This window comes from Streptomyces sp. NBC_01537 (assembly GCF_045040445.1).
Classification (GTDB): domain Bacteria; phylum Actinomycetota; class Actinomycetes; order Streptomycetales; family Streptomycetaceae; genus Actinacidiphila.
Genome location: NZ_CP109392.1, coordinates 2,548,533 through 2,571,969 on the forward strand (window position 1 = coordinate 2,548,533; position 23,437 = coordinate 2,571,969).

Here is a 23,437-nt window from a genome sequence, read left to right on the forward strand (position 1 = left end):
ATCGCCGGGGCACAACAGGAGAATCGCACGGCATCATGGTCAATGGACGTGAAACCCTTGCCAGTTGCGGACATGATCTTGATGGAAGGGAAGTCTGGTGACCAGCCTCAACAAGGGGACCCGGAAAGTCGAAGTGAAGCTCAAGTGGGATCCCAGCCCCTTGGGCGCGCCCGCCAGTGATCTCGACATCATCGCGGCGACCTACTACGCGAACGACCCTCACGGCAGGCCCGCGTATCTCGTGCACTTCGACAGCCGGTCGCCCGACGGCACCATCATCCTCAACCGGGACAGCGTGAACGGAAAGGGACTGGGCTGGGACGAGGTCATGACCCTGGAGCTCGACCGGCTCTCGGCCTCGTACTCCCGCGTCGTCGTCGGCGTGGCCATCCAGCAAACGGGCGGACGGATGACATTCGACGACATAGCGCACCCCGCCTCGTTGATCCAGACGGGGTACACGGAGCTGGCGAAGAGCGACTTCTCCGGCGTGGCCGGATCCACGGCCGCCACCATCGCCGAGTTCGCCCGCCATGGCACGGAGGAATGGGAATTCCACCCGGACGTCCACGGATTCGACGCCGACCCGGAGTCCTTCGCCCAGCTGATGGGCAGCCGCCCGTCCTGATCCGGCCATGAAGAACATGAAGAAGGGCGGTGAGGCCGATGGCCCCACCGCCCCTCAGCTCACGGCTCAGCTGCAGCCGCTGGTGGAGCCGCAGCCCTCGCAGAGGTAGCAGCTGCCGGCGCGGCGCATCTTGGTGCCGCAGGAGAAGCACAGCGGGGCGTCGGCGTTGAGGCCGAGCTGGATCTCCATCAGCTCCGTGGAGTTGTGCGCCGCCTTGGGCGCGGGCACGGCCGCCACGGGCTTGGCGGGCACGGCGGCCGGCTTCGGGGCCTCGATGTGGCGGGGGGCGGACTGGGCGAGTCCCTCCACGTCGACGTCCTCGGCGGAGGCCTCGTACGAGCCAGTGTCGAGGTGGCGCTGGCGCTCCTCGGCGGAGTGGATGCCCAGGGCGGAACGGGTCTCGAAGGGCAGGAAGTCCAGCGCCAGACGGCGGAAGATGTAGTCGACGATCGACTGCGCCATGCGCACGTCGGGGTCGTCGGTCAGGCCGGCCGGCTCGAAGCGCATGTTGGTGAACTTCGAGACGTACGTCTCCAGCGGGACGCCGTACTGGAGGCCGACGGAGACCGCGATGGAGAAGGCGTCCATCATGCCGGCCAGCGTCGAGCCCTGCTTGGACATCTTGAGGAAGACCTCACCGAGACCGTCGTCCGGGTAGGAGTTGGCGGTCATGTAGCCCTCGGCGCCGCCCACCGTGAAGGAGGTGGTCAGGCCCGGGCGGCCCTTGGGAAGCCGCTTGCGCACGGGGCGGTACTCGACGACCTTCTCGACCGCGGCCCGGATCGTCTCCTCGGCCTTCTCGGTGGCCTCCGCCTTCTCCTTGTCCTTGTTCTTGGCGGAGAGCGGCTGGCCGACCTTGCAGTTGTCGCGGTAGATCGCGAGGGCCTTCAGGCCGAGCTTCCAGCCCTCGTAGTAGACCTCCTCGACCTCCTCGACGGTGGCCGTCTCAGGCAGGTTCACGGTCTTGGAGATCGCGCCGGACAGGAACGGCTGGGCGGCGGCCATCATGCGCACGTGGCCCATCGCGGAGATCGCTCGCGCGCCCATGGCGCAGTCGAAGACCTCGTAGTGCTCGGGCTTGAGGCCCGGGGCATCGATGACATTGCCGTTCTCGGCGATGTGGGCGACGATCGCCTCGACCTGCTCGGGCTGGTAGCCCAGCCGGGTAAGGGCCTGCGGGACGGTGCCGTTGACGATCTGCATGGAACCGCCGCCGACGAGCTTCTTGAACTTGACCAGGGCCAGGTCCGGCTCGACGCCCGTGGTGTCGCAGTCCATCATCAGACCGATGGTGCCGGTGGGCGCGAGAACGGACGCCTGCGCGTTACGGAAACCGTTCTTCTCGCCGAGGCGCAGCACGTCCTGCCAGGCCTCGGTGGCGGCGGCCCAGACCGGGGTGTCCAGGTCGTCCACGCGCGTGGCGGTGCCGTTGGCGTCGGAGTGCTGCCGCATGACCCGCTTGTGGGCGTCCGCGTTGCGGGCGTAGCCGTCGTATGCGCCGACGACCGAGGCCAGTTCGGCGGAGCGCTTGTAGGAGGTGCCGGTCATCAGGGAGGTGATGGCACCGGCCAGCGCCCGGCCGCCGTCGGAGTCGTAGGCGTGGCCGGTGGCCATCAGCAGGGCGCCGAGGTTGGCGTAGCCGATGCCGAGCTGGCGGAAGGCGCGGGTGGTCTCGCCGATCTTCTGGGTGGGGAAGTCGGCGAAGCAGATGGAGATGTCCATCGCGGTGATGACCAGCTCGACGACCTTGGCGAAGCGCACGGCGTCGAAGCGCTGGTTGCCCTGGCCGTCGTCGTCGAGGAACTTCATCAGGTTGAGCGAGGCCAGGTTGCAGGACGAGTTGTCCAGGTGCATGTACTCGCTGCAGGGGTTGGACGCGGTGATGCGGCCGGTCTCCGGCGAGGTGTGCCAGCGGTTGATCGTGTCGTCGTACTGGATGCCGGGGTCGGCGCAGGCCCAGGCGGCCTCGGCCAGCTTGCGGAACAGGCCCTTGGCGTCGACCTCTTCGATGACCTCACCGGTCATGCGCGCGCGCAGGCCGAATTTCGAGCCCTTCTCGTACGCGGCCATGAACTCGTCGTTCACGCGCACCGAGTTGTTGGCGTTCTGGTACTGGACGGAGGTGATGTCGTCGCCGCCCAGGTCCATGTCGAAACCCGCGTCGCGCAAGGCGCGAATCTTCTCCTCCTCCTTCACCTTGGTCTCGATGAAGGCCTCGACGTCGGGGTGGTCCACGTCCAGGACGACCATCTTGGCGGCGCGGCGGGTGGCGCCTCCCGACTTGATCGTTCCGGCCGAGGCGTCCGCGCCGCGCATGAAGGAGACCGGGCCGGAGGCGTTGCCGCCGGAGGAGAGCAGTTCCTTGGAGGAGCGGATCCGGGAGAGGTTCAGGCCGGCGCCGGAGCCGCCCTTGAAGATCATCCCCTCTTCCTTGTACCAGTCGAGGATCGACTCCATGGAGTCGTCGACGGAGAGGATGAAGCAAGCGGAGACCTGCTGGGGCTGGGCGGTGCCGACGTTGAACCACACCGGCGAGTTGAAGCTGAAGACCTGGTGGAGCAGGGCGTAGGCCAGCTCGTGGTCGAAGATCTCGGCGTCGGCCGGGGACGCGAAGTAGCCGTGGTCCTCGCCGGCCTTGCGGTAGGTCTTGACCACGCGGTCGATGAGCTGCCGCAGGCTGCTCTCGCGCTGCGGGGAGCCGACGGCGCCGCGGAAGTACTTGCTGGTGACGATGTTGACCGCGTTCACCGACCAGAAGTCGGGGAACTCCACGCCGCGCTGCTCGAAGTTGATCGAGCCGTCGCGCCAGTTGGTCATGACGACGTCACGCCGCTCCCAGACCACCTCGTCGTAGGGGTGCGTCCCCGGGGTGGTGTGGATGCGCTCGATGCGCAGGCCCTTGTTCGCCGCCGCGGCCGCCGTCTTGCCGGCCTTCGCGCGCGAGCCGCGTGCCGGGCCGCTCGTCGTCTCAGTCATGTGCCGCCTCCCAATACAGGCAAAACGCCCTGGAGCGCCGCGGTCTTCCCCGCGACACGGTGTTGTCTGCCGCCCGGGTGCCGCAGGCACCCGGGCAAGTCTGTGGTTGTTCTGCGTCGCCGGTCAGTCGGCGGCGTGGGCGGGAGCGGGGACGTCCATGTCCTCGTCGGGCCCTTGGGTGGTGCTCTTGTCCGGCGTCTGCTCGCGCAGCTCCGCGATGGCCGTCTCGAAGTCGTCCAGCGAGTCGAAAGCGCGGTAGACCGAGGCGAATCGCAGATACGCGACGAGGTCGAGGTCCTGCAGCGGGCCGAGTATCGCGAGACCGACATCGTGGGTCGACAGCTCGGCGCTGCCGGTGGCCCGTACCGCCTCCTCGACGCGCTGCCCCAGCTGGGCGAGGGCGTCCTCGGTGACGGGGCGGCCCTGGCACGCCTTGCGGACTCCGGCGATGACCTTGTTGCGGCTGAAGGGTTCGGTGACCCCGCTGCGCTTGATGACCATCAGCGAGGCCGTCTCCACGGTGGTGAAACGGCGACCGCAGTCGGGACACTGCCGACGGCGGCGGATCGAGGTGCCGTCATCGGTGGTGCGGCTGTCGACAACACGGCTGTCGGAGTGTCTGCAGAAGGGGCAGTGCATGTTCCCTCTCCCTCCTCACCCTGAGTGAGCACACGACAATAAGGCCCACAGGGCCCTTCGGGGCCCCGCGAAGCTGTCACAAGCATAGGCGATCCCCCGGGCCGAAGAGACCCCGGGACCACTACTTGTGGGTGGCTGGCACCTATGTAACCACTAGATCTGGTGGCCCGATGCCCAATCCCGAAGAACCGCGTGTCGCAGCGCACCGGGCGGAGGGAGCCTACGCGAAGTCGCGTTCCGGCTATGACGCGGGGCTGCGGCGACACGCTGGGTGTACGTATTGTCACGGCACGCTCATGATGGTCGAATAGCGACGGAGCGATGGAAATTCCGTGATCATTCGAATCCGCATTCGATCTATACACCCAATCTCTTGATCGTGTCAGCCGATCTGTATAAATTCACTCGAACGTGTGTTTGGCGCAACCTTTCGAAAGCAACTACCGTTGTCGTACTAGGGAGAACACTCGAAAGGGGCCGCCGTGACCACCACCGCAAGCAGCGCCACACTGACCGCCCAGGACCGCTCCCAGGACCGGCTACGCCCAATGGACGCGATGAACGACGACACACCCAAGCCCGCACGCTCGCTTCCCGGTCGACCTCCGGGAATCAGGGCGGACAGCTCCGGCCTGACCGACCGCCAGCGCCGGGTCATCGAGGTGATCCGGGATTCCGTCCAGCGCCGCGGCTACCCACCGTCCATGCGCGAGATCGGCCAGGCGGTGGGGCTGTCCAGCACCTCGTCGGTGGCCCACCAACTGATGGCCCTGGAGCGCAAGGGCTTCCTGCGCCGTGACCCGCACCGGCCGCGCGCCTACGAGGTGCGCGGATCGGACACCTCGGCGGTGCAGCCGACCGACACCGCCGGCAAGCCCTCCGCCTCATATGTGCCGCTGGTCGGCCGGATCGCGGCCGGTGGCCCGATCCTGGCCGAGGAGTCGGTCGAGGATGTCTTCCCGCTGCCGCGTCAGCTGGTCGGCGACGGTGAGCTCTTCGTGCTGAAGGTCGTCGGTGACTCGATGACGGAAGCGGCCATCGTGGACGGTGACTGGGTCACCGTGCGCAGGCAGCAGGTCGCCGAGAACGGCGACATCGTCGCGGCGATGCTCGACGGCGAAGCCACCGTCAAGCGCTTCAAGCGCGAGGACGGACATGTCTGGCTGCTGCCGCACAACTCCGCGTACGAGCCGATCCTCGGCGACGAGGCGACCATCCTCGGCAAGGTGGTGGCGGTGTTGCGCCGGGTCTGACCATGGCCCGCCCTAGTACCGGGGCCCCGAGACCACTGCGCCGGTCTCGGGGCCCCGCGTTGTGCTCAGTCGCCTTCTACGGCGGCTTCTTCCACGGCTTCCACGGCTTCCGCAGCTGCCGCGGGCTCATTGGCCGCCAGGTCGATGGCGGCCAGCGACCTCCGCACCTGGTTGCGGTCGGTCGTGTACCAGAGGTCCGGCATCGTGTTGCGCAGGAAGCCGCCGTAACGGGCCGTGGCGAGCCGGGGATCAAGGACCGCGACCACGCCGCGGTCACCTGTGGCACGGATGAGCCGGCCGGCGCCCTGAGCCATCAGCAGGGCGGCGTGGGTGGCGGCGACGGCCATGAAGCCATTGCCGCCGTGTTCCTCGACAGCCTTCTGGCGGGCGCTCATCAGCGGATCGTCGGGGCGCGGGAAGGGGATCCGGTCCATGACCACGAGCTGGCAGCTCGCCCCCGGCACGTCCACGCCCTGCCAGAGGGAGAGGGTGCCGAACAGGCAGGTGCGGGCGTCGTCCGCGAAGCGGCGGATCAGCTCGCCGAGGGTCTCCTCGCCCTGCAGCAGGATCGGGTGGTCGAGCCGCCCGCGCAGCGACTCGGCGGCCGCCTGCGCGCCGCGCATCGACGAGAAGAGGCCGAGGGTGCGGCCGCCCGCCGCCTCGATCAGCTCGGCGAGCTCGTCCAGCATGTCCTCGCGTCCGCTGTCCCGGCCCGGCTGGGAGAGGTGCTTGGCCACGTAGAGGATGCCCTGCTTGCGGTAGTCGAAGGGCGAGCCGACATCGAGGCCCTTCCACACCGGCAGGTCCTCGTCCTCCGTACCCTGGGTGCCCTCGGGCGGCAGACCGAGGGAGGCGCCGACCCCGTTGAAATCGCCGCCGATCTTGAGGGTGGCGGAGGTGAGCACGACGGAGCGCTCGTTGAAGAGCTTCTCCCGCAGCAGCCCGGAGACATTGAGCGGGGCGACGCGCAACGACGCGCCGAAGCGGTCGTGGCGCTCGTACCAGAGCACGTCGTATTCGGAGCCCTCTACGATGCGCTCGGCGACCTCATGGACGTTCTCGACGGAGGCGCGGGCCATTTTGCGCACCGCGTCCTCGTCCTGGACGGAGCGGTCGCGGGTCTCGCCGAGGGAGGTGAGCACCAGGCGGCAGGCGTCGCGCAGCGCCATGAGGGCGTACGAGAGATCCTCGGGAAGCTCTTCCAGGCGGCCGGGGAGAGCCAGCTCCATCAGCCGCTCGAAGCCCTCGGAGGCGCTGAGCAGGGCGTCGGCGGCCTTCTCGTTGACCAGCCGGGAGGCGAGCTTGACGGCCCGGTTGACGCGGCCGGGGGTGAGCTCGCCGGTGGCGACGCCGGTGACCCGGGAGACCAGCTCATGGGCCTCGTCGACGATCAGCACCTCGTGCGAGGGCAGGACGGGGGCGCCTTCGAGGGCGTCGATGGCCAGCAGGGCGTGGTTGGTGACCACGACATCGGCCAGCTTGGCGCGCTCGCGGGCGGCCTCGGCGAAGCACTCGGCGCCGTAGGCGCAGCGCTGGGCGCCCAGGCATTCGCGGGAGGTGACGGAGACCTGGGACCAGGCACGGTCGGACACGCCGGGGGTGAGGTCGTCGCGGTCGCCGGTCTCGGTCTCGTCCGACCAGTCGCGCAGCCGCAGCAGGTCCTTGCCTAGCTTGCTGGTGGGCGCGGCGGCCTCGAAGGGGTCGAAGAGCCCCTCGCCCTCGCCGTCCTCCTGGGGGACGCCCTCGTGCAGCCGGTGCAGGCACAGATAGTTCGAACGGCCCTTGAGCATCGCGTACTGCGGCTCGCGCCGCAGCAGCGGATGCAGGGCTTCCACGGTGCGCGGCAGGTCGCGCTGCACGAGCTGGCGCTGCAGGGCGATGGTCGCGGTGGCGACCACCACGCGCTCGCCGTGCGCGAGGGCGGGCACCAGATATCCGAGGGACTTTCCGGTGCCGGTGCCGGCCTGGACCAGCAGGTGGGAGCCGTCGTCGACAGCGGCTTCGACGGCCTCGGCCATGGTGACCTGGCCGGGTCGCTCCACGCCGCCGACCGCGGTGACGGCGGCGTGGAGGAGTTCGGTGAGGGCGGGCTTCGTCATAGACCCACCAGCCTACGGGGCACCACTGACAACGCGGGCGTCGTCACGGGGCGTGCAGGGGATTCTCGACGGTGCCGTGCACAGCGGCGTGCGGCCGCTCGGGACGGTCGCGGTAGCCGTCGAGGTGGAGCCGGTTGCGGTTCAGGCACAGGCGGTCGATGCGCGGGAGCAGGAGGTCGAAGGCGGCGAAGCGCTCCTTCAGGTGGGGGAAGCGGTCGTGGTGGCGGAGGATCTCGTCCCGCACCAGAGTCCAGAATTCGCGCTCGGGGACGCCGAGGTGGTCCTCGCAGAGCGGGGCGAGATACCGGAAGACACCGATGAAGAGCCCGGAATGGATGAACTGGGTGAGGAAAGCGGGCTCCTCGGTGAGCAGCACGGCCCGTACGTCCTCCGGCATCGAGGCGTGCTCGGGCAGCCGCTCGGCGCTGACGTTGATGTCGTCGACGAAGTCCTTGACCGCGAGCCGGACCGGGATGTCACGGCCGTCGAAGACGACGATGGCGTTCTCGCCGTGCGGTGAGAAGACGGTGCCGTACTGGTAGAGGAAGTGCAGCAGCGGGGGCAGCAGGGCCGCGAAGAGCCTGCGGAGCCAGTCGCGCGGGGCCAGCCCGGAGCGGGTGACGAGCTCGGCGGTGAAGGAGCGGCCGTCGCGGTCGGTGTGGAGCAGCGCCGCCAGGGTGCGGGCATGCTCGCCGGGGGCGAGGTGCCGGGCGAGGGGCTCCCGCCAGATCGCGCCGAGGAGTTCCTTGTACTGGTACGGGACCGAGGGCAGGCGGTCGTAGACCGGGTGCTCGACGGTGACGGAGGCGACCTCGCCGAGCAGGATGACCCGGGGCTCGTCGCGGAGGAAGGGGTCGGCGTCGCGCAGGGCGTGCACCCAGGCGGTGACGGCGGGGGCGGCGAGGGTGCGTTCGGTGGGGAGTCCGCGCCAGACCAGGGTGTTGAGGATGGACAGCGGGAGCTTGACGGTGTGGCGGTCGGGGCGGGTGGTGTTGAGGAAGGTGCGGATCGACTGCTGGGGCAGTCTGAGGTCATTGTCAGTGGTGAGTGGAATGATGTTTCTGTCCGCGATTGAGGGGGTGAACAGTGGTACGACGACTTCGTCCCACTGCCAGGGGTGCACGGGCAGATAGAGGTAGTCGGCCGGGTCGAGGCCGCGGTTCGTGAGCTCGGTGTCGAAGGCCCGGTGGATGTCCGGGTCCAGCTCCCGTGCGTACAGGAGGGCCGGTTCCTCCAGGCCGGCGGTACCGCGGTAGGCGGCCGGGCCCTTGCGGACGGCGATCCAGGGCAGGGGCTGGGCGCGGCGGGCCTCGGGGGTCCAGCGGGCGGCGTCGGTGGCGGAGAAGCCGAGGCGGCCCTTGTTGAGGACCAGCCAGGGGTGGCCGGTCTGGTGGCCTTCGAGCTCGGCGTAGTCCAGGTCGGCGAGCTCTGCGGCGGTGGCGCCGGTGTGGTCGAGGCGGGCGTCGGCGGCGAGGGTGGCGCTGAGTTCGCGCAGGAGGTGGCCGAGGGTGTCGCCCTCGATGGCGAGGACGGTGTCGTGGGCGTGCCTGACGAAGTGAAAGGGATCGCCGGTGGGGGTGATCGAGGCGGGGTCGACGCGCCAGCTGCCGTATGCGCCGCGGCGGGCGTGGAAGCGGTAGGTGATGTCCGCGGTGAGAGGGAGCCGGTAGGCGTCGGGTCCGGCGGTGGGGTCGGGCTCAGGGGTGAGGACTTCTTCGTAGGCGAATTCGGAGAGGAGTTTCGCGAGTAAGCGGCGGCCGACGCGATGCCAGGTCTCCTCGTCGAGTTCCGGGGGGAGGTGCAGCACGTTTCTTGCTCCTAGGGGCCTGGAGGACCAGAGGGCTGGAGGAGATGGAGGGCTGGAGGAGATCGACGACTAGAGGAGGTGGCGGAATGCACGGTCGCGGATCATGAGCGCGGCGCGCCTGCCCGGCAGTTCGAGTTCGGCGGAGAAGCGGAAGCCGGCGGTGAGAAAGGCCGCGACGGAGGGGGTGTTGCGCAGCTCGGGTTCGGCGATGACGCGGGCGCAGGCGGGCCGGTGGGCGAGGATCTGCTCGGCGACCGCGCGCAGCAGGGTGGCGCCGAGGCCACGGGCGCGGTCGCTGACTCCGCCGATGAGGAGGTGGATGCCGGTGTCGTGCGGCCGGGCGGGGTAGTAGCGGGCGACGGGGTCGAGGTCGGCCCGGTAGATCTCCCAGTAGCTCATCGGGGTGTCGTCCAGGACGCCGAGGCACGGGACGCTGCGGCCGTCTCCGTCGAGCTGTGCGCGCAGATGCTTCTCCGCGATCCCGGGCGGGCCGTCCAGCTCCCAGAACTCGGCCACCGTGGGGTCGTTCATCCAGTGGGTGACGATCGGCAGGTCACGTTCGAGGTCGATGGGTACGAGCCTGAAGGTGCCGGCGGAAGTGTCGGCGGGGCTCCAGTCGGCGACTCCGTCGAGGAGGTCGTCGAGGGCGGCCGGCGCGGCGGGCCGGACAGCGGGGTCCTCGGCGAAGAGGGCGAGGACTTCGGGCGGCAGCTTGAGGTCGAGGGTGTCCTCGGGGCCGGCGTCGGCGGTGGTCATCGCGGGCTGCCCTCCTCTCACGCGAGGGGGTTGGGAATGGTGACGTACACGGACTGGGTGTCGACCGGGCCGACGAGTTCGTCCATACCGTGCAGTCGGGTGAGGAGATTCGCCTTGCAGCGCAGGACGGGGGTCTCAAGGAGGCGGGCGGGCAGGCCCGACGGGCCGGTCGACGCCGCCTTGGCGAGGAAGCGGCGGAAGGCGGCGATGAGCACCTGCTCGTCGGCGAGGCGCTGGGAGCCGAAGGCACCGATCAGGCCGAGGACGTTGTTGATGCCGACGTAGTAGGCGATGCGCTCGTCGGCGACGGTGTCGGCGACGAAGGTGTCGCTGTGCGTGCCGATACCGGGAAGGCGGCGGTCGAGGGCTTCGCGGTGGGACTCGCGGAAGTAGTAGCCCTGGTTGTCGCGGTAGCGGCCGCCGCTCGGCCAGCCGTCGGTGTCGAGGAGGACCAGCGTGTTCTGCTGGTGCGCCTCGAGGGCGATGCCGGCCATGCCGTCGAGCCAGAGGATGGGCTGGACGACCGCTTCGAGATAGCGCAGGAACCACTCGGCGGATACGGCGGCCGAGGGGCGTCCGGTGCGGGCCGCGAGGCGGGCGACGAGCTGGGCGAGGCGGGAGCGCAGGGCGTTGCCCGGCGCGCCGGGCCAGGGGCGGGGGGAGGTCAGGCCCGCGACGCAGGCGGCGTCGTCGCCGGGGCCGAAGGGGTTGTGGCGCAGGACCACATCCAGGCCCTGGACGGGCTCGCCGCCCGTGGTGTCGACGGCCAGCCAGGCCGGGTCGCGCACGATGTCGAAGCCGGGGTGGGCGGCGTGCCACTGCTCGGCGAGCCCGCTGCGCAGCAGCCGGTGCACCTCCGTGCCCCGCTGGAGTTCCTTGCGGAGGTTCTCCCGGCGGGAGTTGGTGATGCGCAGGCCCAGGGACAGCTTCAGCATGGCCAGGGCGTCGGGCCGGTACACGGTGCGTACGGAGGAGGTTGGGTGCCAGGGGTCACCGGCGGGGCCGAGGTCGTGGAGAAGGCCCGCGTCGAAGAGCTCCCGGACCTCGGGGCGGTTCCGGATGTCGTCGGCCTGCCAGGGGTGCAGCGGCAGCGGCGCGGTGCCTTCCGGCAGGCGCAGACCCGGGCCGGCGAGCCCCGCGAGGAGCTGGTCGGCTCCGATCGGGCGTCCGCGCTCGGTCCACGCCGAGTCCGTGGCGAGTACGCGGCGGTCGACGGCGAGCCAGTGCAGTGGGAAGGAGCCGCGCAGCTCGGGCGAGTAGTCGCGGGCCTCGGCCTCGGTCAGGCCCTCCCGGCCCTTGGGCGTGGGGTGGAGGGAGTGGCCGAGGATCAGCGCCTGCTCGGCGTCCAGGAAGGGGTGCGTGCCGGCGGGTGCTCCCGGTTCGGCCCGGCGCTCGGCGATGAACACGGCCGTGCGGCGTACGGAGTCGGCGACCCGGCCCACCAGGTCGGCGCCGTCCGGGCTCACCGCGACTGCCCCGGCCGCCGCCTCGCGCGCGATCAGCGCGGCCACGGTCACGGCGTCCGCCGGCGGGCCCCCGGCCTCGAACCGCGCCGTGCCGAAACGGTGGTGGCCGACGGCCGACCAGTGACGTACGGGCACGAGCAGCGTGGTCCCGCTGGCCGGGAGAGGCACGCGCAGTGTCCCGTCCTGGGGGGCGGCCAGTGCCGCCTCGCGCGCCCAGCAGCGCAGCAGGCCTTCGACGCCGGCCGCGTCCGCCGCCGCGTAGGCGTCCGGCTGCTCCAGCGGGTCGGCCGGGGCCGCCTGGTCCCGCGGGTCCGCCGTCGGTTCGCCGCGCTGGCCCTGCGGCGGCACGGTCGGGGTGTCACTGCCCGGAAGCACGGTCATCGCTTGGCTCCATTCGTTCCACCGCCGCGAGTGAGTCCGCAAGGCGGTCGAGGACGGCTTCGGCCTGTTCATCGGTGATGGTGAGCGGCGGGAGGAGGCGGACGACGGCGCCGTGGCGGCCGCCGAGTTCCACGATCAGGCCGCGCCGGAGAGCCTCTTGCTGGACGGCCGCGGCGAAGCGCGGTGCGGCGGGCAGAGCGCCGTGGTCGTCGGGCTCGGCGCGAGTGTCGACGAGTTCGAGGCCGATCATGAGGCCGCGGCCGCGTACGTCACCGATGCAGGGGTGGTGGGCGGCGAGGCCGCGCAGCCGGGCGAGCATCCACCCTCCGACCAGGTCCGCGCGTCCGGCGAGGCCGTGCTCGCGTACGTACGTGATGGTGGCCGCGCCGGCGGCCATGGCGAGCTGATTGCCGCGGAAGGTGCCGGCGTGGGCGCCGGGGCGCCAGGTGTCGAGCTCTTCGCGGTAGACGATGACGGCGAGCGGGAGGCTGCCGCCGACAGCCTTGGACAGCACCATGACATCCGGCACGATGCCGCTGTGCTCGACGGCCCAGAAGGCTCCGGTGCGGCCGACGCCGGTCTGCACCTCGTCGGCGATCAGCGGGATGCCACGGGTGGCGGTGATCTCCCGCATCCGCCGCAGCCACCCGTCCGGCGCCGGGATCACCCCGCCCTCGCCCTGCACCGCTTCGAGGATCATTCCGGCCGGGCGCTGGATGCCGCCCTTGGGGTCGTCCAGCAGGTTCGCCGTCAGCCGGGCGCCCAGCTCGGCGCCCCGGTCGCCGCCGACGCCGAAGGGGCACCGGTAGTCGTACGGGTAGGGCAGCCGGGCCACCGAGGCGCCGGGGGCCTCGCCCACCGCGCCGCGTACCGCCGTGTCGCCGGTCGCGGCGAGGGCGGCGGCGGTCATGCCGTGGTAGGCCCCGGAGAAGGCGAGCAGGCCGGAGCGGCCGGTGGCTGTGCGGACGAGCTTGATGGCGGCCTCGACGGCGTCGGTGCCGGCCGGTCCGCAGAACTGCACGCGGCCGCGCTCGGCGAGTTCGCGCGGCAGGGTGTCGAACAGGGCGGTGGTGAAGGCGTCCTTGACCGGAGTCGCGAGGTCCAGGACGTGCAACGGGGCTCCTGAGTCGAGGACTTCGCGGATCGCCTCAAGGACGACGGGGTGGTTGTGGCCGAGCGCCAGCGTCCCCGCTCCGGAGAGGCAGTCGAGGTAACGACGGCCGTCGGCGCCCTCGATCGTCATGCCCCGGGCCCGGACCGGGACGACCGGCAGCGAGCGGGCGTAGGTGCGGGCCCCGGACTCGCGCAGCGACTGGCGCCGCAGGATGCCGGCCGCCGTCCGCGCGCCTGCCGCTTCGCCATCCTCGAAGTCCTCGGCCTGTACGGCCAGTTGCTCCGGCACGCTCGAAATGGCGGCCACGTACTCACTCCTCGGCGTCGGCGACGGCTCCCCGCCCTGTCCCAACGACCGGCCCCGCGAACGGGCAACTGCCTGCGCTCAAGATCCTCACAGCGGAACCACAGACCGGTCCCTGGCCGTCTCCAATTCCAACGGCATAGTTGGGCGTTGCCCCTGCGCGGGGCACAAGACATGTGCACAACAGGGGGGATCCACCCATGCCATCCTTACGGCCAGCTCTCGCGGCGACAGCCGTCGCCACGCTGCTCGCGGTGTCCGTCACCGCCTGCGGGTCGTCCGGCAACAGCGCGGACGCCAAGCCGAGCGCCTCCGCCACGACCTCCGACTCCGGCGGCTTCACGCTCCCCACGTCACTGCCCACGTCGCTCCCCACGAGCGCCGAGGACCTCGACAAGTGGGCGGACGCGCTCAAGAACGGCGGCTGGAAGAACTGGGACAAGGAGAAGTGGCTGCGTGACGCGGCCGACTTCATCAACCCGATCATCGAGGACCTCTGGGACGCGGACCGGCTGCGCGACGCCGACAAGACCCCGTCCCAGGGCCAGGACGATTCCGGCGTCTCCAACGCGGACGACGGCACCACCGACCCGGAGCCCGCGGCCATCGCCGCCAAGCAGCTGTCGAGGCCCTACCACAGCGCCTCTCCCGCCACCGGCAAGCTGCTCTTCGACATGCCCGACGGCCAGGCCGTCTGCTCCGCCACCGTCGTGAGCGACCCCGCCAACCCGGGCAGGAGCAACCTGGTGTGGACGGCCGGGCACTGCGTGCACGCCGGCGCCTCGGGCGGTTGGTACCGCAACGTCGTCTTCGTGCCGTCCTTCAACGACAAGGGCCTGACCGGCTCGGCACTGAGGTCGGCCACCAAGGCCCAGCTCGCCCCGTACGGCACCTGGTGGGCCCAGAAGGCCGGCACCACACAGCAGTGGATCGACGGTGGCGGCGAGTCGTCCGCGACGAGCTCCGCCTACCCGTACGACTTCGCGGTACTGAAGGTGACCAACCCCGACTCCGGCAAGTCCCTGGAGGAGACCGTCGGCGCCTCCGTCCCCGTCTGGTTCGACGCCCCCACCGCCGAGGGCATCGACAGCCTCCAGACACGCGGCTACCCCGCCGCCGCCCCCTTCGACGGCTACGGCTACCAGCAGTACGGCTGCACGGGCGACCCGGTCCGGCTCAAGCTCACCTCGGACTCCCCGACCATGAACTGGCTGGGCTGCACCATGACCGCCGGCGCCTCGGGCGGCGGCTGGTTCGCCAAGCAGCCGGACGGCACGACGGCCCTGGTCAGCAACACCTCGATCGGCCCGGCCAACGGCAACACCTGGCTGGCGGGACCGCATCTCGGCACCTTGGCGAAGTCGCTGTTCGACAAGGTGCGCACGTCGTGACGCCGTAATCCCACATGCGCATGCGGAGAAGGCCCGCCCCATTTCCGGGGGCGGGCCTTCTCAATACTGCGTCGTGACGGAAAACTGCGTCGTGACGGAAATCAGCGCTGCGCAGCGAGCGCGTACGGCTCCAGATCGGCGGCCAACTCGGCGTGGACCCGTGCCTTGAGCAGCGTGCCCTCGCCGGTGTGCTCCTCGGAGAGCACCTCGCCGTCGGCATGCGCGCGGGCGACGAGGGAGCCGTGCGTGTACGGCACGAGCGCCTCGATCTCCACGGCGGGCCGGGGCAGCTCCTCGTCGATCAGCTCCAGCAGCTCCTGGATGCCCAGGCCGCTGCGCGCGGAGACCGCGATGGCGTGCTTCTCGTTGCGCAGCAGGCGCTGCAGAACGAGCGGGTCGGCCGCGTCGGCCTTGTTGATGACGACGATCTCGGGCACGTTGAGCGCCTCGACATCGCGGAACACCTCGCGTACGGCGGCGAGCTGCTCCTCCGGCACCGGGTGCGAACCGTCGACCACGTGCAGGATGAGGTCCGCGTCCGCGACCTCCTCCATCGTCGAGCGGAAGGCCTCGACGAGGTGGTGCGGCAGGTGCCGTACGAAGCCGACGGTGTCGGCGAGCGTGTAGAGCCGCCCGGTGGGGGTCTCGGCCCGGCGCACGGTCGGGTCGAGGGTGGCGAACAGCGAGTTCTCCACCAGGACGCCCGCGCCGGTGAGCCGGTTGAGGAGCGAGGACTTGCCTGCGTTGGTGTAGCCGGCGATCGCGACCGAGGGCACCTTGTGGCGCTTGCGCTCCTGGCGCTTGAGGTCGCGGCTGGTCTTCATCTCCGCGATCTCCCGGCGCATCTTCGCCATCTTCTCGCGAATGCGGCGCCGGTCGGTCTCGATCTTGGTCTCACCGGGACCACGGGTGGCCATGCCGCCGCCCGAGGAGCCGGAGCCACCGCCACCCATCTGCCGGGACAGCGACTGACCCCAGCCGCGCAGGCGCGGCAGCATGTACTGCATCTGCGCGAGCGAGACCTGGGCCTTGCCCTCACGGCTCTTGGCGTGCTGGGCGAAGATGTCGAGGATCAGAGCGGTGCGGTCCAACACCTTGACCTTCACGACGTCTTCCAGCTGGATGAGCTGGCCGGGGCTGAGCTCACCGTCGCAGACCACGGTGTCGGCGCCGGACTCCAGGACGATGTCGCGGAGCTCCCGCGCCTTGCCGGAGCCGATGTACGTCGCCGGATCGGGCTTGTCGCGGCGCTGGATCACGCCGTCGAGGACGAGGGCACCGGCCGTCTCGGCGAGCGCGGCCAGTTCCGCCAGTGAGTTCTCGGCGTCCGCCACCGTGCCGTCGGTCCAGACACCGACGAGGACCACCCGCTCCAGACGGAGCTGTCGGTATTCGACCTCGGTGACGTCTTCGAGCTCGGTGGAAAGACCCGCGACGCGGCGGAGTGAGGCGCGGTCGGAACGGTCGAGCTGGTCGCCGTCACGCTCCTCGTCGATCTCGTGACTCCAGGCGGCGTCCTCTTCCATCAGGGCTTCTGCCCGAGTGCGGCGGGATTCCTGAGATGAAGAAGTGGAGGAGGTCATTGGATCCTTTGTTCGGTGGGAGATGCTTCTAGTGGGAACGCCCGGCGGGGCCGGAGGATTCCCCGGGACGATGGTCGCACGGCCGCTCACCTCACGTCACGCGTGTTTACGGGCCTTGGCGGGCTTGGCTTGCACCGGCTTGGCTTTCACGGGCTTGGCCGGGCCGTCGCTCTTCCAGTCCGAGTGCCCCGGCATCGGCGGGGTGTCCTTCCCGTACAGCCAGGCCTCCAGGAACCCGCTCAGGTCGCGCCCGGAGGTCTGCGACGCGAGGGCGATGAAGTCGCGCGTCGAGGCGTTGCCGTCGCGGTGGCGGGTCACCCAGGCGCGCTCCAGGCGCTGGAAGGCGGCAGACCCGATCTCGGTGCGCAGCGCGTACAGCGCGAGGCCGGCGCTGACGTAGACGTTGGGCCGGAAGATGCCGAGCTTGCCGTCCTTGCCGGGCGGCAGGGGGGCGGCGGGCGGGCCGCCGGCGTCGCGGATCTGGCGGTCGAGGCGGTAGACGGTGCGGGCCAGCTCGTCGAGCTTCAGGCCGTACTTCTCGGCCGCGTAGAGCCACTGGTACCAGGTGGCGTGTCCCTCGTTGAGCCACAGGTCGGACCAGGTGGCGGGGGCGACGCTGTCGCCGAACCACTGGTGGGCCAGCTCGTGCACCATGACCGGGGCGGCATCGGCCTCCGGCGCGAGCAGCACGCGGCGCTCGAAGAGGGAGAGGGTCTGGGTCTCAAGCTCGAAGCCGGTGGTCGTGTCGACGCTGAGGATGCCGTACGTCTCGAAGGGGTACGGTCCGACCTGCTTCTCCATCCAGTCGATCTGCCCCGATGTCATCGCGAGCCGCTTGCCGAGCACATCCCGTTCCTTGTCCGCGGCGCCGATCACATCGCGCAACGGCAGTCCGTGCGGGCCCGTCCGGCGCAGGACCTCGGAGCGGCCGATGGAGACCTGGGCGAGCTCGGTGGCCATGAGGTGGCTGGTGCGGTACGTCCAGGTGGTGACCGGCCCACGCTGGACCTCGGACTCGGGCAGGCCGTTGGCCACGACCGTGAGGTCCTTGGGGGCGGTGACATGGAAGGCGAAGCGGGCCTTGTCGGACGGGTGGTCGCTGCACGGGAAGACCCGGTGCGCGGCATCGGCCTGGTTGGCCATGGCCAGCCCGTCCGGGGTGCGGACCCAGCCGCCGTCCTCGGACGCCCTGGGGTCGCTGGTGTGGGCGACGGTGATCCGCAGCGGTTCCCCGGCCCGGACCGGGACCTCCGGGGTGACGACCAGTTCCTCGCGTTCGGCGGCGTACTGCGCGGGGCGGCCGTTGACCTCGACCGAGCGGACGGTGCCGCGGGCGAAGTCCAGGTCGAAGCGGGTCAGGGTGTCCTTGGCGAGGGCGTCGATGCGCGTGACGGCATCGAGCGGCTGATCATTGCCGTGGTAGTCGAAGGAGATGTCGTAGTTGAAGACGTCATAGCCGGCGTTGCCCAGATCCGGGTAGAGCCGGTCCCCGATTCCGGCCGCGGCCGGATCTCCGGGCAGCGCCGCGGCGGTCAGGCCGAGCACCGCGAAGGCCGCGAGCGCGGCGAGGGCTGTTCGACGGGCAGCTGGGGCGATGGATCCGATCATGCGATACGGCTATCAGCCGCATGCGCACGTACGGTGACGGCGCGGCTGCATTCCACCCGAACGAGTCACGGGCAGGGCGCCCTGCCGGGGTGTCCTTGAACGCCGTGTCCTCAAACGCCGGACGGGCTGGCTGCCGCGACCTGCCGATGCGCGCGGTAGACGTCGTAGACCCCCGGGACGGCCCGCATCGCGCGCATCAGTGCGGGCAGCGCTTCGGCGTCCGGGAGTTCGACGGTGTAGGTGTGGCGTACGCGGTGCTCCTGCGGGGGCTCCACGGCGGCGTAGACGATGCCGACGCCCTGGGTGGCGATGACCTCCGTGAGGTCGGCGAGGAGGCGTGGGCGGCCGAGGGCTTCGGCGAGGAGGGTGGCGCGGTAGCCGGAGGCGGCGGTGTCGTGGCGCCAGCGGACGGAGACATGGGCGCGGCCGGCGGCGGTCATGCGGGCCGCGGTGGGACACTCGCTGCGGTGGACGGCGACGGTGCCGCCGCGGATGGCGAAGCCGGTGACGGCGTCGGGTGGCACGGGGGTGCAGCAGCGGGCCAGCCGGACACCGGCGCCGGGTGGGTCGGTCTCGGCGACGGGGTCGGCGCTGCGGGAGGTGACGGCGGCCGCGGTGCGCACAGCGGGTGCCGCGGGCTCGTCCTCCGCATGCGCGGCGCCGGGGTGGGCGTCGAGCCAGCGGGTGATCGCGATCCGGGCGGCAGGGGTGCGGGCGTGCTCCAGCCAGTCCGGCGAGGGGCCGTAGCCGTGCGGGTCGCCGGAATCGCCGTCGGCCATCAGCAGTTGCAGGGTGTCGCCGTCGCGCAGGGCGGTGCCGAGCGGGGCGAGCCGCCCGTTGACGCGGCTGCCGACGCAGGCGTGGGCGGCCTCGCCGTGCAGCGCGTAGGCGGCGTCCACGCAGGTCGCGCCGTCGGGCAGGCCCACGGTGCCGCCGTCGGCGGAGAAGACGGTGATCTCGCGGTCCTGGGCGAGCTCGTCGCGCAGGGTGTGCCAGAAGGCGTCGGAGTCGGGGGTCTCGCGCTGCCAGTCCAGCAGCCGGGAGAGCCAGCCGGGCTGGGTGGGGTCCACGCGCTCGCCGGAGGCTGCCGATTCGGGGGAGGCGGCGACGGAGGCGGCGTACGGATTGCCGAGGGCGACGACTCCGGCCTCGGCGACCCGGTGCATCTGCCGCGTGCGCACGAGGACTTCGGCGATCCCGCCCTTTCCGTCGGCGATGGCGGTGTGCAGCGACTGGTAGAGGTTGAACTTCGGGGCCGCGATGAAGTCCTTGAACTCCGCGATGACAGGGGTGAAGCAGGTGTGCAGCTCGCCCAGGACCGCGTAGCAGTCGGCGTCCTCCCCGACCAGCACCAGGATGCGGCCGAAGTCGCAGCTGCCCGGTCGCATGCCGCCGCGTTTGGCCCGGACCCGGTGCACGGACACGAAGTGGCGGGGCCGGACCAGCACCTCTGCGGCGATCCCGGCCTCGCGCAGCACGGCCCGTACGTCCTCGGCGACGACCGCCAGCGGGTCGGGCAGCGCCGCGTGCTCGATGATCGACTCGCGCGTGCGGTCGTATTCCTCGGGGTGGAGGATCGCGAAGACCAGGTCCTCCAGCTCGGTCTTGAGGGCCTGCACGCCGAGCCGTTCGGCGAGCGGGATCAGGACATCGCGGGTGACCTTGGCGATGCGCGCCTGCTTCTCGGGGCGCATGACACCCAGCGTGCGCATGTTGTGCAGCCGGTCGGCGAGCTTGATGGACATGACGCGCACGTCGTTGCCGGTGGCGACCAGCATCTTGCGGAAGGTCTCGGGCTCGGCGGCAGCGCCGTAGTCGACCTTCTCCAGCTTGGTGACGCCGTCGACGAGATAGCGGACCTCCTCGCCGAACTCCTCCCCCACCTGATCGAGGGTCACATCGGTGTCCTCGACGGTGTCGTGGAGCAGAGAGGCCGTCAAGGTCGTGGTCTCCGCGCCGAGTTCGGCCAGGATCAGGGTGACCGCGAGGGGGTGGGTGATGTACGGCTCACCGCTCTTGCGCATCTGGCCCCGGTGCGAGGACTCGGCCAGGACATACGCCCTGCGCAGGATGTCGATGTCGGCGCCCGGATGCTGGGCGCGGTGCACCTTGGTGACGTGTTCGATCGCGTCCGTCACGCGCCCGCGGCCGCTGCCCGGCCCGAGCAGGGCCGCCCGGCCCAGCCTGCGGAAATCGGCTCCGCGCAGCAGCAGCCTGCTGCGTCCACCGCCACTGGACACGGCGTCCACTGCATTGTCTGCGCTCATATGGCACCTCCGGCAGCGTCGACCGGCGGCGAGCAAACTTCCGTGCCGGTGATTGATGCTACCGAGCCCACCACGTGCGGCTGACACTCTCTCGCCCAGAGTGATCGTCATCACCCGTTCGAGGGAACGAGTGCGGTTTGAAACCCGTTCCGGCCGTTCCGGCACGTTCGGCCCGTCAGACGATCCGGCCCGACGAGCGGTCCGTCAGCCGAGCCAGGCCGGGTCGATCAGGCCCTCGGCCACGATCACGGCCGGGCCGGTCATCTCCACCGTGCCGTCGGCCCGTTCGGTGATCACAAGCCGCCCGCCCGGCAGATCCACGGTGTACGTCACCGGACGGCCCGTCACCGCCGGATCGGCGCCGTCTCTGCGGGCCGCCGCGACCATCACCGCGCAGGCGCCGGTACCGCAGGAGCGGGTCTCGCCGGAGCCGCGCTCGTGGACCCGCATCGCCACATGGCGCGGGCCGCGGTCGACGACGAACTCGACATTGACGCCCGTCGGATAGGCCTGCGCAGGGGCGAAGGAGGGGGCATCGAACAGATTTCCGGCATGCGCAAGGTCGTCCACGAAGGCGACGGCGTGCGGATTGCCCATGTTGACGTTGCGCGCGGGCCATTCGCGGTCCCCGACGGCGACGGTCACCTCGCCTTCGGGCAGGAGGGCCCGGCCCATGTCGACGGTGATGTCACCCTCGTCACCGGAGGCGCCCTTCGCGACGTGCACGCGGCGGATCCCGGCGCGGGTGGCGACCGCGAGGTCGCCCGCCTCGGCCAGTCCGGCGCGCGTCAGGTAGCGGGCGAAGACCCGTACGCCGTTTCCGCACATCTCGGCGATGCTGCCGTCGCTGTTGCGGTAGTCCATGAACCACTCGGCCTCGCCGGCCATCGCCGCCGCCTCCGGGTGCGCCGACGACCGTACGACCCGCAGCAGCCCGTCGCCGCCGATGCCGGCCCGCCGGTCGCACAGCCGCGCGACAGCGGCCGGGGACAGCTCTACGGTCCCGTCCGGGTCGGGGACGATCACGAAGTCGTTCTCGGTGCCGTGGCCCTTGAGGAAGGGCAGGCCCTGCGGTGCGGTGGTCACGAACCGATCGTACGTGGCCGGGCACGGCACTAGGGCCTGTCCGGCCGATCTTGGTCGGATAGGCCGCGGCGTCTGGTGCGGTGCATCGCAAGGCGCCGGAGCGCCCGCAGGGTGGTTTCCTGTGGGCGTTTCGGCAACGCGGCGAGGTGCCGCCCGCCGCGCCAGCGGCTGATGTCGCTGTGGCGTCGCGGACCCGGCCAAGATCGGCCGGACAGGCCCTAGCGAAGGCGGGCGACCCGCCAGAAGGCCAGGATGGCGAGTACCGCCGTGATCACGACATAGAGGAGGACGAAGCGCCAGTCGGGGCGGCGGCCGGAGCCGCGCGCGGGCAGGCCGGGCCAGGTGTGGCCGACGCGGCGGGCGGCCATGATGGCCCAGCCGGCCGAGCAGCAGGAGAGCAGCAGACCGAGCATGGCCACGACGGCGCCGCCGTCGCCGAACTCGAAGGCGAGGGGGAAGGCGAACATCAGCGAGCCGACGGTCGCGAGCGCGACGATCGGGGCGAGCTGCCAGATCCGCAGGCGGCGCTGCGGGCGCAGCTCACGGAAGGACTCCTGCTCCTGGCCCTCGGCTCCGTCGGGGTCGCCCTGCGGCTCTCCGAGGAGAGGTTCCAGGGACCCGTCGAGAGGCCCGTCCACCACCAGCTCCGGCAGTTCACCGGAACCGCTCTGGCCCTGTCCGTGTTCCGGTTGCGGTCTGTCGCGAGGGCCGGCCTCCATCGCCACGCGCCCTCCAAAAGTCCGACACCGTAGCCCGATGCTCGATGATGGCACGCGCGAACAGGCGTCAAGTGCCGCTGAGGCGTCCCGATGCCATCACGTGATCAGGCTGTGACCGCATGGCCGAGCAACGTGAGCGCCTGGTCCGCCAGTTCCTTTCCCCGTGCTGTGAGCCAGTGCACCCGCTGGTCACGGCGGAACCAGGAATCCTGGCGGCGCGCGAAGCGCTTGGTGGCGCGTACGGTCTCGGCGCGCGCCTCCTGGTCCGTGCACTCCCCCGCCAGCGCGGCCAGTACCTGCTGGTAACCCAGCGCCCTGGAGGCCGTTCTGCCCTCGCGCAGCCCTGCTGCCTCCAGAGCCTCGACCTCACCGACGAGGCCCGCCTCCCACATCCGGTCGACACGCAGCGTGATGCGCTCGTCGAGTTCGGGGCGCGGGACGTCCACGCCGATCTGAACGGTGTCGTACACCGCCTCATGGCCGGGCAGGTTGGCCGTGAAGGGCCGGCCCGTGATCTCGACGACCTCCAGCGCCCGGACGATCCGGCGGCCGTTGCTCGGCAGGATCGCCCGCGCCGCCTCCGGATCCACGGCGGCGAGCCGCGCGTGCAGGGGGCCGGTGCCGTGCTCGGCGAGCTCGGCCTCCAGGCGGGCCCGCACCTCCGGGTCGGTGCCGGGGAAATCCAGGGCGTCGATCGCGGCCCGTACATAGAGGCCGGAGCCGCCCACCAGGACCGGCGTGCGGCCCGCCGCGTGGAGCCGGTCGATCTCCGCGCGGGCGAGGCGCTGGTACTCGGCGACGCTGGCCGCCTCGGTGACGTCCCAGATGTCGAGGAGGTGGTGCGGGACGCCCTGGCGCTCGCCGGTGGTCAGTTTGGCGGTGCCGATGTCCATGCCCCGGTACAGCTGCATGGAGTCGGCGTTGACCACCTCGCCGTTCAGGGCCTGGGCGATGGCTACGCCCAGGTCGGACTTGCCGGCCGCGGTGGGTCCGACGACGGCGATCACGCGGGGTGCGACGACGTTGTTCACGTGCACAGTCTCCCAAACCGCGAGGGCGGACTTTCTCTCGCGACTGTAGGGTCTTGTTTGATATGGGCGGATTATGCTTTTTCTACGGGAAGGAGCGACCGATGAGCCTGAAGGAGACTCTCAGGGCGAAGGCCGGCCACATGAAGACGAAGGCGGGCGATTTCGTCGTACATCACGGGGACAAGATCGAGTCCGGGCTCGAAAAAGCCGCGCACAAGGTCGACGTGAAGACCAAGGGCAAGTACAGCGACAAGATCGACTCGGGCGTCGGCAAGGCGAGGGGAGCCCTCGGGCACCTCAAGGACGACAGGAGCAGGGACTAGCCTGCCA

Annotated in this window: 17 protein-coding genes; 4 read left to right on the forward strand and 13 right to left on the reverse strand. The window is 70.7% G+C overall.

Going from position 1 to position 23,437, the window contains the following annotated elements; all coding sequences use genetic code 11:
• Positions 1 to 97: 97 nt before the first annotated feature.
• Positions 98 to 628: a TerD family protein gene (locus tag OG607_RS11805; RefSeq protein WP_405722301.1), complete on the forward strand. Its 531-nt coding sequence runs from the start codon at positions 98 to 100 to the stop codon at positions 626 to 628.
• A 66-nt stretch (positions 629 to 694) separates the two neighbouring features.
• Here OG607_RS11805 and OG607_RS11810 read toward each other — a convergent pair whose 3' ends face one another.
• Together OG607_RS11810 and nrdR are read right to left on the reverse strand one after the other, a co-directional pair.
• Positions 695 to 3,604, reverse strand: coding sequence for a vitamin B12-dependent ribonucleotide reductase (locus OG607_RS11810; protein ID WP_405722304.1), 2,910 nt, complete (start codon positions 3,602 to 3,604; stop codon positions 695 to 697).
• 123 nt (positions 3,605 to 3,727) lie between these two features.
• Positions 3,728 to 4,243 (reverse strand): transcriptional regulator NrdR, encoded by a 516-nt coding sequence (nrdR, locus tag OG607_RS11815; RefSeq protein WP_405722306.1) that lies wholly within the window; start codon positions 4,241 to 4,243, stop codon positions 3,728 to 3,730.
• Between the two features lie 482 nt (positions 4,244 to 4,725).
• Here nrdR and lexA point away from each other — a divergent pair, with 482 nt between their 5' ends.
• Positions 4,726 to 5,496, forward strand: a complete 771-nt coding sequence (lexA, locus tag OG607_RS11820) for a transcriptional repressor LexA (protein ID WP_329311616.1) — start codon at positions 4,726 to 4,728, stop codon at positions 5,494 to 5,496.
• Between the two features lie 65 nt (positions 5,497 to 5,561).
• Here the strand turns inward: lexA and OG607_RS11825 are convergent, their stop codons facing one another.
• The 5 genes from OG607_RS11825 to OG607_RS11845 form a co-directional block, all read right to left on the reverse strand.
• Positions 5,562 to 7,595 (reverse strand): ATP-dependent DNA helicase, encoded by a 2,034-nt coding sequence (locus tag OG607_RS11825; protein ID WP_405722310.1) that lies wholly within the window; start codon positions 7,593 to 7,595, stop codon positions 5,562 to 5,564.
• A gap of 43 nt (positions 7,596 to 7,638) precedes the next feature.
• Positions 7,639 to 9,402: an IucA/IucC family protein gene (locus tag OG607_RS11830; RefSeq protein ID WP_405722311.1), complete on the reverse strand. Its 1,764-nt coding sequence runs from the start codon at positions 9,400 to 9,402 to the stop codon at positions 7,639 to 7,641.
• Between the two features lie 69 nt (positions 9,403 to 9,471).
• On the reverse strand, positions 9,472 to 10,158 hold the full coding sequence (locus tag OG607_RS11835) for a GNAT family N-acetyltransferase (protein ID WP_405722313.1): 687 nt from the start codon (positions 10,156 to 10,158) through the stop codon (positions 9,472 to 9,474).
• Between the two features lie 17 nt (positions 10,159 to 10,175).
• A complete protein-coding gene (locus tag OG607_RS11840; protein WP_405722315.1) occupies positions 10,176 to 12,005 on the reverse strand; it encodes an IucA/IucC family protein in 1,830 nt (609 codons plus the stop codon).
• Positions 11,983 to 13,395 (reverse strand): diaminobutyrate--2-oxoglutarate transaminase family protein, encoded by a 1,413-nt coding sequence (locus tag OG607_RS11845; RefSeq protein WP_405736694.1) that lies wholly within the window; start codon positions 13,393 to 13,395, stop codon positions 11,983 to 11,985. Before OG607_RS11845 ends, OG607_RS11840 begins: the two co-directional genes overlap by 23 nt.
• 227 nt (positions 13,396 to 13,622) lie before the next feature.
• On the opposite strand from OG607_RS11845, the gene OG607_RS11850 reads away from it, so the two are divergent.
• Entirely contained in the window at positions 13,623 to 14,813 is a 1,191-nt protein-coding gene (locus OG607_RS11850; RefSeq protein ID WP_405722318.1) for a trypsin-like serine peptidase, read from the forward strand.
• A gap of 101 nt (positions 14,814 to 14,914) precedes the next feature.
• On the opposite strand, the gene hflX is transcribed toward OG607_RS11850, so the two are convergent.
• From hflX to miaA, 6 genes are all read right to left on the reverse strand, one after another.
• Entirely contained in the window at positions 14,915 to 16,396 is a 1,482-nt protein-coding gene (gene hflX, locus OG607_RS11855) for a GTPase HflX (RefSeq protein ID WP_405722320.1), read from the reverse strand.
• A 96-nt stretch (positions 16,397 to 16,492) separates the two neighbouring features.
• A complete protein-coding gene (locus OG607_RS11860) occupies positions 16,493 to 18,004 on the reverse strand; it encodes a M1 family metallopeptidase (protein ID WP_405722322.1) in 1,512 nt (503 codons plus the stop codon).
• 110 nt (positions 18,005 to 18,114) lie between these two features.
• Complete coding sequence (locus OG607_RS11865) at positions 18,115 to 20,271, reverse strand: RelA/SpoT family protein (protein WP_405722325.1); 2,157 nt, start codon at positions 20,269 to 20,271, stop codon at positions 18,115 to 18,117.
• A gap of 204 nt (positions 20,272 to 20,475) precedes the next feature.
• Entirely contained in the window at positions 20,476 to 21,357 is an 882-nt protein-coding gene (gene dapF, locus OG607_RS11870; protein WP_405722328.1) for a diaminopimelate epimerase, read from the reverse strand.
• A 218-nt stretch (positions 21,358 to 21,575) separates the two neighbouring features.
• Positions 21,576 to 22,076, reverse strand: coding sequence for a hypothetical protein (locus OG607_RS11875; RefSeq protein ID WP_405736696.1), 501 nt, complete (start codon positions 22,074 to 22,076; stop codon positions 21,576 to 21,578).
• Positions 22,077 to 22,180: 104 nt separating this feature from the next.
• Positions 22,181 to 23,107, reverse strand: coding sequence for a tRNA (adenosine(37)-N6)-dimethylallyltransferase MiaA (miaA, locus tag OG607_RS11880; RefSeq protein WP_405722330.1), 927 nt, complete (start codon positions 23,105 to 23,107; stop codon positions 22,181 to 22,183).
• A 101-nt stretch (positions 23,108 to 23,208) separates the two neighbouring features.
• On the opposite strand from miaA, the gene OG607_RS11885 reads away from it, so the two are divergent.
• Entirely contained in the window at positions 23,209 to 23,430 is a 222-nt protein-coding gene (locus tag OG607_RS11885) for an antitoxin (protein WP_405722332.1), read from the forward strand.
• The last annotated feature ends 7 nt before the right edge of the window (positions 23,431 to 23,437 follow it).

Bases quoted from the DNA above. Each gene is read 5' to 3' on its own strand.
- OG607_RS11810 (WP_405722304.1), bottom strand. From the start codon at position 3,604: ATGACTGAGACGACGAGCGGCCCGGCACGCGGCTCGCGCGCGAAGGCC.
- nrdR (WP_405722306.1), bottom strand. From the start codon at position 4,243: ATGCACTGCCCCTTCTGCAGACACTCCGACAGCCGTGTTGTCGACAGC.
- OG607_RS11825 (WP_405722310.1), bottom strand. From the start codon at position 7,595: ATGACGAAGCCCGCCCTCACCGAACTCCTCCACGCCGCCGTCACCGCG.
- OG607_RS11835 (WP_405722313.1), bottom strand. From the start codon at position 10,158: ATGACCACCGCCGACGCCGGCCCCGAGGACACCCTCGACCTCAAGCTG.
- OG607_RS11840 (WP_405722315.1), bottom strand. From the start codon at position 12,005: ATGACCGTGCTTCCGGGCAGTGACACCCCGACCGTGCCGCCGCAGGGC.
- OG607_RS11850 (WP_405722318.1), top strand. From the start codon at position 13,623: ATGCCATCCTTACGGCCAGCTCTCGCGGCGACAGCCGTCGCCACGCTG.
- hflX (WP_405722320.1), bottom strand. From the start codon at position 16,396: ATGACCTCCTCCACTTCTTCATCTCAGGAATCCCGCCGCACTCGGGCA.
- OG607_RS11860 (WP_405722322.1), bottom strand. From the start codon at position 18,004: ATGATCGGATCCATCGCCCCAGCTGCCCGTCGAACAGCCCTCGCCGCG.
- OG607_RS11865 (WP_405722325.1), bottom strand. From the start codon at position 20,271: ATGAGCGCAGACAATGCAGTGGACGCCGTGTCCAGTGGCGGTGGACGC.
- OG607_RS11875 (WP_405736696.1), bottom strand. From the start codon at position 22,076: ATGGAGGCCGGCCCTCGCGACAGACCGCAACCGGAACACGGACAGGGC.
- OG607_RS11885 (WP_405722332.1), top strand. From the start codon at position 23,209: ATGAGCCTGAAGGAGACTCTCAGGGCGAAGGCCGGCCACATGAAGACG.